We start from the raw sequence: 13,385 nt of genomic DNA on the forward strand, positions 1-13,385 counted from the left end.
AAGATCATGAAAACATTCTTCAGAACATACTTCAACAGACTTATAAAAAACAGTACCTACTCGGTTATTACCATCCTTGGCTTCTCGGCTGCCATTACTTTTGCTTTGCTGCTAGGAATCTATCTTAAGCAAGAATTCTCTGTAAACAAACAACAGGTAAACAGCGAACGAATTTATCGTTTAACTCATAATATGGAATGGGCAGGATGGGCTCCACCGATTATTGATTGGATTTCGGAGAAAGTTCCTGAAGTGGAATCAGGTTGTCGTATTGGAACTTCAGAAACAGTGGTTACTGGTCTTGATAATCAAAAACATATTACCAATATATTATTTGCCGATTCTACATTTCTGCAAATGTTTTCATTTAATCTGATTGAAGGCAATTCGATAACAGCTTTGCAACATCGCAACAATGTTATTATTAGCAAAGCATATGCAGTTAGGGTATTTGGTGACAAATCTCCCATTGGACAAACCATCAGTTTTAGAAATGATTATAGCTGCACCGTAACTGGTGTTATCGAAAACTACTGGGAAGATTCATCATTTGCTGAGGCTGATGTGATTCTTAACTTTATGGATACGGATCGCTTTTGGATGAGAGAAGGATTTTTAAATTCTCCGGGCACCAACAACTTCTCTTTATTTTTATTAGAGAAAGAACATAGCAATTTACCCTCACAAGGGCAGAAAATATTTGAGACCTTAGAAGCCAAAGATTTTTGGTTAATAAAACAAGGCTATATCAAACAATGCCGTTTAGAACCCTTATCTGAAACGTACTTTAGCAGCATTCAAGGTGATGGTGTTCGAAGATCAAACAAAAGCTTACTCTCGGTTTTATCATTAGTGGTAATATTAGTTTTGGTATTGGCCATTATCAACTACATTAATTTAGCCATTGCACAAGCCGAAATAAGAGTACGTAACATGGCCATACGAAAATTAGTAGGAAGCACTCGAACACAATTGGTATTTAGTCATATTGCAGAAACTACTATTACTTTATTTATTGCCACTGCTTTTTCTTTTATTCTGGCTAGCGCATGCGAACCTTTAATTAACGACATTCTGTCGGCAAACATTCACTTAGCAAATGAAATTAGCCTTGAATTACTTTTACAAGTATTGGGTATTATTATTGGTATTGGCGTGATTTCAGGTATTATTCCAGCTTTAATTATTACCAAACAAAATGCTTTACAACTGTTAAAAGGTGAAACAAAAAAGAAAGGAAAAGTAAGTTTATTACAATATTTTATTTGCACCCAATTTGTAGTGGTAATTGTATTGATAACATCGGCACTTTTTATCCAGAAGCAAACAGATTACTTACTAAATCAAAACCTAGGTTATAATACTAGCAATATTGCCGAGTTTCCATTAAATATGGATTCCAAAGAGTACAATGCCCTTAAAGAACAATTGTTACAAATACCTGATGTGAAAAACGTAGCTTTTGTTACGGGTAGTCCGATGGATGGAGGTAATAATAACTCGTTTGAATACAATGGCAAACCTGTAAGTTTTCAGGTCTTTGGTTTTGACAAAGCATTTATGGATATGATGCAATTTAAGATAACACCAACAGGAACTGCCTACTCAAAAGATGCTATTTATTTAAACAGAACTGCCATTAAAGAACTTGATTTGGATGATTTACCTACTTCATTTAAACAGTATGAAGACGGAGACGCGGTTGATGTTATTGGTGTTATTGAAGATTTCACCTTCAGACCAATGCACATGAAAATGGGTCCGGCTAAAGTTTGGCAAAGAAATGAAAGCGCTGAGAACCCTGATGGTGCATGGACTATGTTTGTAGAGGTAGGCAGTGGAAACCCAAATGCTACAATGACAATGGTTCTGGATACGTACAAAAAATTTACTGGAATTGAAGCCATGGAATACCGTTTTATGGATGCCATTATAAACGATTGGTATACCACAGAACGTTCTACTGCTAAAGCTATCTATTATTTTACCATCCTAACCATCATCATTGCATCCATGGGGATATTTGCCATATCGGTGTTTTTTATGCAAAAACGTATTAAAGAAATTGGTATACGCAAAGTAAATGGTGCAACCATCACCGAAATATGCTTAATGCTGAATCACGGTTTGTTTAAATGGGTAGTAGTATCGTTAATTATTGCCACGCCAATTACCTATTGGGGTATGAATCAGTGGTTAGAAAAATTTGCATTCAGAATTAGCCTGTCTCCAACGCCATTTTTAATTGGAGGTGCACTTTGCGCTATTATTGTAGCCATAACTGTTTCAGTAAATACTATTAAATCAGCCAAGCAAAATCCTATTGAAGCCTTGCGTTATGAGTAATACCAACAAATTATCTCTTTTATAATGATAGCCAAAATAAAGCAATCTTTACGCAGTGTAATTAGTATGAAACACCATGCTATCATAAGCATTATTGGTCTTACAATAGGTATCAGCTGTTGCTCTTTGGCAACAACATGGGCCTATGTACATTGGTCTTTCGATAAACATATCGATGAAGTTGATGATATTTATATGCTAGCTTTTAGTGATACTATTGATAATGACCTCGATATTGTAGTTCCAACAGTGGCTGCTGAATATATGCGTAATAACTTTTCTGAACTAGAAAACACCGCACTCTTAAACGTCTGGCCCGAAAGTTTTTCTGTTAATATTAATAAACACTGGCATCAGCTCGATATTTGTAACGCCGATTATCAATTCTTAGAGATACTACCATTCCACTTTATTCAGAAAACGGAAAATCCATTACAAAATAAAGGCGGCATAATTATCTCTGAGAAGGAAGCAAATCGTCTATTTGGCTCTACCTCGGTGCTTGGAGAGTCTATTATTTTAAAAGATTCCATCTTATTAACCATTGAAGGCATCTATAAAGATTTTCCTGAAAACACAACGTTTAAGCAACAAGCTTTTGTAAACTTTGAAACATCGCAATTTTACACCAATAATTGCGAAGGTTGGTTCAATTGGTGCGATTACATCATTACAAAAGTAAATACGAATAATGTTACAGAATTAGAGGAGCGCTTAAATGCAAGTTTAAACAAGGCTGTAGACAAACTTGATGTAAAAGTTTCACTTTATCCTTACAGTAAGCTACACCTAGAAACTCCTTTTGAAGTATCAAAAACCACCCATATTATAGTGATTAGTTTAGCAGGACTAATTGTACTTTTGATATCTATTATCAACTACTTTTCCTTGCTCACAAATCTGTTTTACAAAGGGCAAAATAAGTTTAAATTAAAACGTATTCTTGGGGCAAAACATAGACAAATTATAATAGATTATTGGCTCGATATTTCCATCGTTGTTATTATATCCTCTTTATGTGCCCTTATAATATCCATATTCTGCATTCCATTCTTTATTGAAAAAATGAATGTGAATTTTTTCAATACCATTGGTTATGGAAAGCTACTTTTAATAGTTTCTATTTGCACTATTACCACAATAATTATCTGTGCTTGTTATCAGTATTTGTTATATGCTTTCGCAAAAAAGAGCCCCTACAATAAAAAGCAAAACTTTGGGAAAACATTTAATACCACAATGGTTATAGCACAATTTGCAATTGCAGTATTTATAGCCTTAAGTGCTTATATAATGCAAAAACAAATTAGTTTTGCTATTCATTCAGATAAAGGATACTCCATCAAAAACTTAATTCAAATCAGTACTTACAATTATCCCATTGGTCAGAATGTTGATGTTATTTCAGCAAAGTTGAATCAAAATCCCAATATATTATCCTATAGTTTTAATCAAGGTAGCTTTCAAGAGTTCTCTTCGTCAATTGAAAGCTATTCTATTGAAGGAAAAGAAAATGAGTATCGTTATATTTTTAGAACAAGTAGTAATTTATTTAAAACAACAGGAATAAAAATTTTAAAAGGAAGAGCCTTTAATCCAACACAATTTAACGAAGAATATTCCTTAATTATTAATGCCAAATATGCACTCGATTTAGGAGGGTATGATAAAGCATTAACCACACCACTAATTCATAACGATAAAAAATACACGGTAATTGGCATTTGCGATAACTTTAATATTGCAAATATATATACACCCATAAGACAACTGGTGATAACATACAGCGAGCCTTCAAATTATTGTGGATGTTTACTTATTAAAACCAATGGTAACAATGCTGTTGCAATAAAAGATATCAACAAAATATTATCAGATATTTCGCCTCAATCATACATTCTACAAACCATGCAAGAAGCTAGCGCCAATTTATATGTTAATGAGCAAGCCGAAGCAAATATTCTTGGCGGATTTGGTTTACTAACTTTATTAATAAGTAGTATTGGCCTTTTAAGCATGACTATTTTTATTGTGGAGCAAAAAACAAAAGAAATAGGCATTAGAAAAGTTAATGGTGCCAATATTGCTGAGCTCATGAAAATGCTAAATATTAATTTCATTACCAAAGTAAGCATAGCCTTTGCTGTGGCTTGTCCGGTGGTTGTAATAGTTATGCATATATGGCTGCAAGAGTTTGCATATAGAATTACGGTCAATTGGCTGGTGTATATTTTCGCATTTATAATACTAATGTCGCTATCCCTTATATCTGTGAGTACAATAACCTATCGTGCCGCCAAACAAAACCCAATAAAAGCCTTACGTTACGAATAATAAAAACTATATGAAAACAACAACCTTATTCCTGTTTAGCCTAGTGCTTCTAACTAACACGTGCTTTGCGCAAGATTCCATAGTGGACTACCTACTCCGTTCAAAATTAGATTTCTATCAGGAGGAGAAAATAATAAACCAACAAGCTATTGATAAGGCCGATATTGTATTCATTGGCGAATCGCATGGATACAATGCCAACCATAAAATTACCAATCGCCTTATAAATGAATATAAACAGGCCTGTGATTTTACCTACATTATAGCCGAAACAGATTGGGCATACACCGAAGAACTAAATAAACATATTTTAAACGAAGACACGCTTGCCATAAAGGAAATGTTTAATGATGTAAAAGGTTCATTTGCCTGGAGCAAAGAGCAGTACCTGATTTATAAAAATATCATTGCGCTTAATAAGCAAAGTAAAAACAAAATTACCTACATAGGAGTAGATATACCCTCCGGAAATTATACCTATACAGCGAAATGCATACAACATATACTGGCCAAATACCAAGCAGAGGATCCTATACTAAAAAACATTGAAGGCAAATATAACCTAGATAGTACTGAACTATCGCACATTAAAGAACTATTACTTGCATCTGAAAATAAAACCTTCAAGTCCGAAGATCTTTTCTTATACAAGTACTCATTAAATAATATCATCAACGGAGAGCTAGCAAATGCTGCCGGTAACAATTGGGATAAGGTGCGAGACTCGTGCATTTTTGAAAACTACAAAGCCTTGGAAAAGCACTTACATCTACAAAACAAAAAAATGATTGGCACTTGGGGTTGTTCGCATACCTATCAAGCTGAACTAGATAGCACAAAATGGTTTGCATCACAATTAAAAAACGATTTAAATAAAACCATTTACACCTACAATATTTTCTATTTAAACAGCAAAAGTATGATGCCCGAGTACTTTTTACCAGGGGCATTTAAAGTATTTAAATCAAAACAAAAATTATACTATAACACTAAATTACAAAACAGCAATTCGTGGGTTCAAGATAGTTGGCTAGTAGGCACAAAGGTCTATTTAAACGTACTTAAAAAAGTGACTTCTAAAAATAGTATAACTTGCTTTGATATTGATAAACCCGAGTCACCTTTTGCATATCAGCCCATTCTTTTAAAATTTTATTACGATCAATACAGTACCACCGACTTAATGCAATCTATAATTGTGGTGCGCAACTCAGCACCCTCTACTCCATTTGGCGCAAACAAAAAATAGTAGTGTATTTAATAATTGACGCCATTTAGCCCTCTTTTATTTAGATAGAAGAGGGCTTTACCGCTCAATAGTAAGAATGTATGTAGCTCCTAAAAAAGAAAGATTCAATAGGTCCTAAGAACCTCTATAACATCAACCCAATACTTGATTAAATCTTATAATTGAGTTAAATTAAACGATGCTTAAAGAGAAACTTAGAACTTGTATGTTATGAAAAACAAATATCCCATATCGCGTCGCGATTTTATTCGTTTATCTTCAGCAGTCGCTGCCGGAGTAAGTATTGTACCATTCGCATCTTCATTTACCAATAAAGCACCAAGCCCCTTAAAAAGAAACTTCGGGAGAATCAACTTTAAGGTAAGTACCCTTGGTCTTGGCGGACAAGCTTCTTTGCAGTGGACACCTGATGATGTTAATCCCGAAGCCATCATATTAAAAGCATTTGACTTGGGCGTAAATTACTTCGACACCTCTAACCTATATGGACCTAGTCAGTTAAATTACCACAAAGCATTTTCCACGCTCAATTTAATACCTGGCAAAAGCAATTACAATAAAAAACTACGCCGCAACATTAAACTAACCAGCAAAACATTAATGCGTTGGGGTAAACCGGGATGGCCCGAACGTGAGCATGTGCGAAATGTATCAAACGGTGAAAATGTGGCCTGTGCCATTGGCGACTTGAAGCGTTCCTTATCCCAAATTTTTGGCGATGGAGAGGGGTTTTACCCCGATGGAGCTTACCTAGATATTATGCTAGTGCATAGTATAACAGGCATTGAGGAAGTTGATGTGCTGTATAAGGGTTTGGATACCCCTTTAAATACCAATGACAACTTTGGAGCACTTGTGGCTCTGCGCGATTATAGAGATGGCACAAACCATACGGGCACAAATCCTAAACACGAAAAGTTAATTAAGCACATTGGTTTCTCGGGCCATCATAACCCCGCTGCCATGATAGATATGATACAGCGCGACGAATATGATATATTAGATGCCATGTTGGTTTCAGTAAATGCCAACGATAAATTGTATTTTAATATGCTTAATAATGTACTGCCATTGGCCAAAGCCAAAGGCCTAGGTGTTATTGGCATGAAAGTTTTTGCCGATGCAGTTATGTACCATAAAGAACCGCGTTTTTCACTCACACCTGCCGATGTATATCGTAAAGTAGGCTCGCCAACTCTACCAAGTAACGAATTGATTGCTTATGTATTAAACTCGCCCTATGTAGATACCCTAATTATTGGCATTGGTAATATCGACGACGACCCGCTTAATTGTCAGCTTACGCAGAATTTTTACGCGGCGCAAATTAAACCCAATACCCTATCGGAACAAGAACAAAAGCAGATTGAAGAAAAAACAAGCAAGGTACGCAATGGACAAACCAATTATTTTCAATTACCCAAGGTTAACCTTTCGGCTCCGCGAGATATTACATTTACAAATTTGGATAACAAAACTCGTATTACATGGCAAACCGCCTTTGCTGCCGAAGTACCCATTGCTTATTATGAGATAATGCAAAATGGCAAAAGCATTGGCCAAGTAAAGCACCAACCTCAAGTCAGCAAAAACAAACCATTTAGTTTTAAAACTGATTTAACAGAAGCCTCATCAATTGAGGTATTTACTGTTGATGAACAAGGCAATAGAGCTTAAATAAACCTGGCGAATATTTATAAATTAAATACAATGGCATGTAATAAAACAATACATGCCATTGTGATGTATCCCCTACTCATAAGATTACCACATAACCAAAATAAGACCTTTAAAACATCACAACTACAATACATTCCATTCGCCTAAACATATTTACCACTCACCGATTTACCAGCATTCTGTTGATTCTCATGAAATATATTTGAAGAAAAAACAGAGAGCCATGAAACATATTTTACTTTTATCAATCACCTTAATTGCCTTAAATATACAAGCTCAAAACTATAATTACCTAGGCACCTACACCAGTAACGGAACACCTGAGTATTTACTAGACCCTTCTGACAATGTAAGTCAGGAAACTTTAGATATGATTGCCAACGCTTTACCCGAAGGGTATCCAGTGCCTGACTATAATCCGCATTATATTAGTTCAGGTTACGATACAGATATTCACCTGCGCGATAGCGCTGAAGTTTATGTAACCTTTGTGGGAGAAGGAGCGGGATACAGAAATGTATTGGGTTTTTACACTTACCCAAGCGGACAAGCACCTGAAGATGCACCAAGTAAAGAAGATATAACTATAATTTTTCCTAATGTATCCGCGCTTTATAGTGGTGGCGGACTTCTTACCGGGAATAAAGTAAAAATTGGGAACTTTAAAGCAGGAACCAGCATTGGTTGGGTACTATTAGCCAACGGCTGGAAAAATGGTGCCGTTACTGACGGACAGTGGCAGGTTTATTCAAACACAAACTACAATCCTGAAGCAGATAGCAACTTACGTCAACACAACGTACTATTAGCAGACCCCGAAAACGAAAGAATCATATTAGGTTTTGAAGATATCAGAAGAGATTATGCCTCGTGTGATCAAGATTTTAACGATGCCATTTTTTACGTAACTGCAAATCCTTACGACGCAATTACAACCGAAAACATTACAGATGTTTCAACAGCAACTGATGTTACATCGGGTAATAACGGGGGATTAGAAAGCAACGGTACCCTAGCTGAAAAAATTGCAAAACGTAATTTCTCACGAGGTGTAAAGCAAAATTTTACGAATACTAAATCTGCTCAGATCAGTATGGCAGCGCATCAAAGTTTAAAATCCTCATCGACATCTAAACTACAAACTTATATTCCTTCAACAGGTATGTTTGGCACAGAAACGGCTTATGTATCGAGCCCTGAGGACTTGGTGGAGATTACCAATGCCACTGAAGTATTCTCTGTTGATTATTACAAAAATGATAAACGTATTGCAGTAACTTTAGCAACCTATACTCCCAATGCGGTATACGATCATTCAAAAGCCATCTGCGACCGCTTAAATAACTCAAGCTTACAAGATGTGCGTTTAGTTCAGGTACGCGGACATCAAATTATTCATTCTAAACTACTACGCGCCACTGGCCAAGTAGAAAATACCTTAAGTTTCTCTATTAAAGAAAATGGTAACAATTACGAGCTTTTTAGCTATTGGAATATCGACCAATACCCTGAAGGAAGCTATTATAATTTTCAGATATGGGGTGGTAACAATGCTCAGGTATTTGCCATTGCCAATCAAATTATCGACCAATTTAAATCAGAAAAGAATGTAATCAGCGATGTTAATGTTGAGAAAATACCTAGTGTCTTTGTTAAATCAGGATTCTATCAAAACGGGAAAATACATTTAGAGCTGATAAATAACGATGCCAGTAAAAGTGTAAACTTCAATGCCAATTATAAAGAAACCGAACATTCTTCAAACCAAAATATGAGTAAAGCCGTGGCATTATCGGGTAATAGATATGAAACTGTTATTGTAGAAACTGGAAGTTTATTTGATGCTGGTATCTCACTTAAATCAGATGCTACTGAACAAATGGATGCGCTATACTTGGCCGATGGCCCTTGGGGAGTTGATTATTTAAAATCAAGCGCTGAAGTAAGTTTCTATGATATTTCGAGAAGTACAACAGAAGCTGCTGAAGACAGACATTTTGTAGAACGTAATTTATATACTTCGGGCAAGATTAAAAACACTTTTAATGTATTCCGACAAGTATTACCCGGTGATCAAACACTAAATGTAACCAATTTTAATACTATTGAATTTACTAGCCAAAGTACACATTCTATCGAATTGGTATTGATGCACGAAAGCCTTAATAATTGGGAAAACCGATTCCGCTACATACTTCCGGCAAATACGAATGCAGAAACGTACAGTATTAATTTTAATGATTTTGTGGATAACAACGGCAATAGTGCGAATATTGAAGATGTAAAACGAATTGTATTCTCGTTAAACGGTAATGGAGAGAGTTTCGAAGATTTTGAGTTAAGTATTGATGATGTAAACTTCACTACTAAATCAGCAATAAGCACTAGTAGTATTGAGGAAGAGGCTGATGATACATCGAACAACACAGTTTTCCCAAACCCATTTACTGACCAAACTACCATTAAAATTTCATTTAACATGAGTGCTCCAATTATTAGTGTGTACAATGTAGCTGGTAAATTAGTGGATCAACAAAAATTAAGTGTTGTTTCAGCAAGTAATAGAATACTATATACCAATTCAACACTTCAGAATGGGTTATATGTTTATGTAATTAAAGAAGAGGGTAGTGAGAGTGAGAGGGGCAGATTTATGGTGAGCAAATAAGAATTCGGGACTAGTTCTTATTTAGGTTCGGTGAAATTCACCGAACCTTTTTTTTAGAATCCCTGTAAATTATTACAATTCGGCTTCTAATTCGTTGGCAAACGACAAGTAGTAATTACGAGCAGGCGCATTAATTTGTTGAGCAGCCAACTTTCGTAACAAGGCAATCTTTAATCCGGTAACCTCACTTGTTTTGTAATTAAGCTGCAACAAATAATCAGACAATTGCAGTCCCCACTGATAATCGCCATCTTCAAAGGCACTATTTAAATGCCCCAATACTTTTTCTTCTCCTCCGGCCATTTTTACAATGTGCGCTGCCTCATTAACTAATTCTAATGGATAAAGGTGGGTAGGATTACCATCGAACCATCCCACATAAAACGCAAAAATAGACCGAACTCCCCAAGCTACTGAACCATAAAACTCTTGTAAATTATCTTGCTCGCGCAAATCAGCCGGTAGTTTTACACTCTCTACGGCTTTTTGTACGGTATAACCTTTATTCATGCAGGCAATAGTTTGCTCGTAAACACTTAAAATAGCAGATGCATAGTTTGTAAGATTCTGATGAACATTCGCAGCTCCAGTTAATGGGCGGGTATGTCCTGGAACTAGGTGTTCAACTGGGAAGGTACTCATGATTTTTACAACTTCACCCCAAGATTTAACATCTCTATAGCGCGAACCTCTAATGGCATATAAGTTTGGAAAAGCTTTGTAATAATTATCACCAGTAAATAATGCCTTTAAACTTGGTGTCCAAACAAATAAATGATCGTTTGTTTCAGCATTTACAGCATATAACTCTAGGTCAATTCCTGCAATAGTAATAAATAGTGAATCGCTAAAAGTTCTATTCGGAGCTATGTAACCCTTCCCTACTCTATCTGTTGGTGTTCTACCCGCTGTTACTCCCCTATTAATAATCTCACTATCTGGTAAGTTACGACCGAACTGACGTGCATTTCTTTTTGCTAAAATCTTTTCCACAGGGGAGTGCTCTTGCAATTCCTCTTTAAAACCCTCGCGAGCGATAATTTGTACAGCTTCATTTGCACCCACAAAAGCAGATGTACCTCCGGTATGATCTTGATGACCGTGGGTGTAAATTAAAGCTACAACGGGCTTATCACATATTTGCCTAAATGCTTCCGCAACTTTCTCTGCAGCCCCTAACGATCTTAAAGCATCAATAATTATAACACCGTCATCTCCTATAATCATGGCAGAATTTGAACCGTCGTACCCCACAGCAACATACACCTGCTCATTCATTTTAATAATCTCAGGTCTAAATTCAGCAGTTTGATTTTTAAGCTTTGTGAGATTTGGGTGTTCTACCTCGTCTTTCTGAAAAGTTTGCTCGCTGCACGAACAAAGCCATAAAGCTCCCACAAGAATGGTTAGTATAATTTTATATTTAATCATATAATCAATTTTAATATTATTTTATCTATTCCTACTCGAATTATACTCTGTCATAACACATTACGCTTCGTAATATCAATCGCTTAAACACAAATATAAAGCATCGTTTTTTACAGAGAGAATTAAAACGTAGAAATAACAACACTTTAACAGCCAAAAAATAGTTCTCTGGCAACTTTTGGCATAGTGTTTGATTAAACTAAAAACGAAGAGCAAGAGAGTTTTTCATAGATTAGGTTAGGGTTTAGGTTATAAATTGGAAGGTTGCAAAGCCTTCCAATTTTTTAGAAGTACCCACATTAAACAGACATAAGAAGTTTTTTTTCATAGATTAGGGTTTAGGTTAAAAGAAAGGGATTCAACAACGGTTGAAATCCCTTTTTTTATGCGCTAAATATTACAAAAAAAGCACCAGAAATAAATCCTGATGCTAACGTAAAAACAAAAACTAAATTGAGTAATATTTAATAATCAACTATTTTAATTCATATAACGTATCCTAATTTTAGGCGCTATAGTGAGTTGCTATTTTGGTTAGCTGTCCAACAATTTTTAGCGAGTCTTTCATCGATAATTTTGAACCATCCATATGAACCCATCTCTTAAGCGGTTGCTCGCAAATTAATTCTTTCACCCTCTCTTTGCCATAGAATTTTTTCATGCGCATAAAAATTTCAACATCAAATAACCATCTGGTAATAAACTTTTTATTAAACATGTTTTGCGCTACCTCTTTGGTCATAATTTTAGCGCCACATTGAGTATCCTTAAACCCCATTCCTAATATGTATTGAATGATCATATTTATGCTTAAACTGATAATTTTACGTGATGATTCTTTGGCAATAGTAGCGCCCATTCTATCAATCCTAGACCCACTTACTATTTGATAATTAGAATGCTCAATGGTATATGCTAAATCTTTAAAATCTTCAAAGTTGGTAGATAAATCCGCATCTAAAAATCCAATAAAGTCGAGCTGCGAGTTTTTACTCAAGTGCAATACACCTTGACGAACAGCCTCTGCTTTGCCTCCATTTTCTTCTAGATCTAATACACTAATTGTATTTAAATTATTGTCTCTTAATTCCTCAATAACCCCTAATGTATGGTCAGTACTACCATCATTTACAAAACATAAATGATAACCCGGATTACGGCGAACAAAGTTTTCAAAAGCTTCACTATCTAGGCGATCTGCCTCATTGTAGCAGGGTACAATTACACCCACACAATGTTTATGAATTATAGTAGACTGCTTTGTTTTAATATTCACAGAATTTGGGTGTCCCTCGTTGTTGAAAATTCTTTTAACTCGCGCTCCTATTTCTTTTAAACTTACAGGTTTCTTCATGTAATCATTAATACCAAGGTTAAATGCTTCCGTAATGGTTTTTTCATCCATATTACCCGATAAAACTAAAATTGGCGTGTCAGACTTCTTTTTATTACGAATGTACTTTACCACTTCTAGTCCTGAAAGACCTTCCATGTTAATATCCACTATTACCAAATCAGGATTATACTTATCAAAATTTGCTATACCATGCATACCTGATATAGCCCTTATTACTTCGTAACCTAATTGTCTAAACCTCTTACTAATTGACATTAGAATCAAATTCTGATCATCTATGGCTAAAATTTTCATGACTCAAAGTTTTTGTTTACATGTCA

The 13,385-nt window shown here is 35.4% G+C and carries 7 protein-coding genes; 5 read left to right on the plus strand and 2 right to left on the minus strand.

What is annotated here, in order from left to right:
* The first annotated feature begins 6 nt into the window (after positions 1 to 6).
* The 5 genes from QMO11_RS12725 (at position 7) to QMO11_RS12745 (ending at position 10,277) form a co-directional block, all read left to right on the plus strand.
* Positions 7 to 2,346 (plus strand): ABC transporter permease, encoded by a 2,340-nt coding sequence (locus QMO11_RS12725; protein WP_282037634.1) that lies wholly within the window; start codon positions 7 to 9, stop codon positions 2,344 to 2,346.
* Positions 2,347 to 2,370: 24 nt separating this feature from the next.
* On the plus strand, positions 2,371 to 4,680 hold the full coding sequence (locus QMO11_RS12730) for an ABC transporter permease (RefSeq protein ID WP_282037635.1): 2,310 nt from the start codon (positions 2,371 to 2,373) through the stop codon (positions 4,678 to 4,680).
* A gap of 10 nt (positions 4,681 to 4,690) precedes the next feature.
* Entirely contained in the window at positions 4,691 to 5,929 is a 1,239-nt protein-coding gene (locus QMO11_RS12735; protein WP_282037636.1) for a TraB/GumN family protein, read from the plus strand.
* A gap of 210 nt (positions 5,930 to 6,139) precedes the next feature.
* Positions 6,140 to 7,606: an aldo/keto reductase gene (locus QMO11_RS12740; RefSeq protein WP_282037637.1), complete on the plus strand. Its 1,467-nt coding sequence runs from the start codon at positions 6,140 to 6,142 to the stop codon at positions 7,604 to 7,606.
* A 226-nt stretch (positions 7,607 to 7,832) separates the two neighbouring features.
* A complete protein-coding gene (locus tag QMO11_RS12745) occupies positions 7,833 to 10,277 on the plus strand; it encodes a DUF4114 domain-containing protein (protein ID WP_282037638.1) in 2,445 nt (814 codons plus the stop codon).
* A 72-nt stretch (positions 10,278 to 10,349) separates the two neighbouring features.
* On the opposite strand, the gene QMO11_RS12750 is transcribed toward QMO11_RS12745, so the two are convergent.
* Both QMO11_RS12750 and QMO11_RS12755 read right to left on the minus strand, forming a co-directional pair.
* Positions 10,350 to 11,708, minus strand: coding sequence for an alkyl sulfatase dimerization domain-containing protein (locus tag QMO11_RS12750; protein ID WP_282037639.1), 1,359 nt, complete (start codon positions 11,706 to 11,708; stop codon positions 10,350 to 10,352).
* A 505-nt stretch (positions 11,709 to 12,213) separates the two neighbouring features.
* Complete coding sequence (locus tag QMO11_RS12755) at positions 12,214 to 13,359, minus strand: response regulator (RefSeq protein WP_282037640.1); 1,146 nt, start codon at positions 13,357 to 13,359, stop codon at positions 12,214 to 12,216.
* Positions 13,360 to 13,385 lie beyond the last annotated feature (26 nt).

This window comes from Saccharicrinis aurantiacus (assembly GCF_947489045.1).
In the GTDB taxonomy this organism is placed as follows: domain Bacteria; phylum Bacteroidota; class Bacteroidia; order Bacteroidales; family Marinilabiliaceae; genus Saccharicrinis; species Saccharicrinis aurantiacus.

Excerpts from the sequence above, each read along its gene's own strand:
- QMO11_RS12740 (WP_282037637.1), top strand. The coding sequence starts at position 6,140 with ATGAAAAACAAATATCCCATATCGCGTCGCGATTTTATTCGTTTATCT.
- QMO11_RS12755 (WP_282037640.1), bottom strand. The coding sequence starts at position 13,359 with ATGAAAATTTTAGCCATAGATGATCAGAATTTGATTCTAATGTCAATT.
- QMO11_RS12750 (WP_282037639.1), bottom strand. The coding sequence starts at position 11,708 with ATGATTAAATATAAAATTATACTAACCATTCTTGTGGGAGCTTTATGG.
- QMO11_RS12745 (WP_282037638.1), top strand. The coding sequence starts at position 7,833 with ATGAAACATATTTTACTTTTATCAATCACCTTAATTGCCTTAAATATA.
- QMO11_RS12730 (WP_282037635.1), top strand. The coding sequence starts at position 2,371 with ATGATAGCCAAAATAAAGCAATCTTTACGCAGTGTAATTAGTATGAAA.
- QMO11_RS12735 (WP_282037636.1), top strand. The coding sequence starts at position 4,691 with ATGAAAACAACAACCTTATTCCTGTTTAGCCTAGTGCTTCTAACTAAC.
- QMO11_RS12725 (WP_282037634.1), top strand. The coding sequence starts at position 7 with ATGAAAACATTCTTCAGAACATACTTCAACAGACTTATAAAAAACAGT.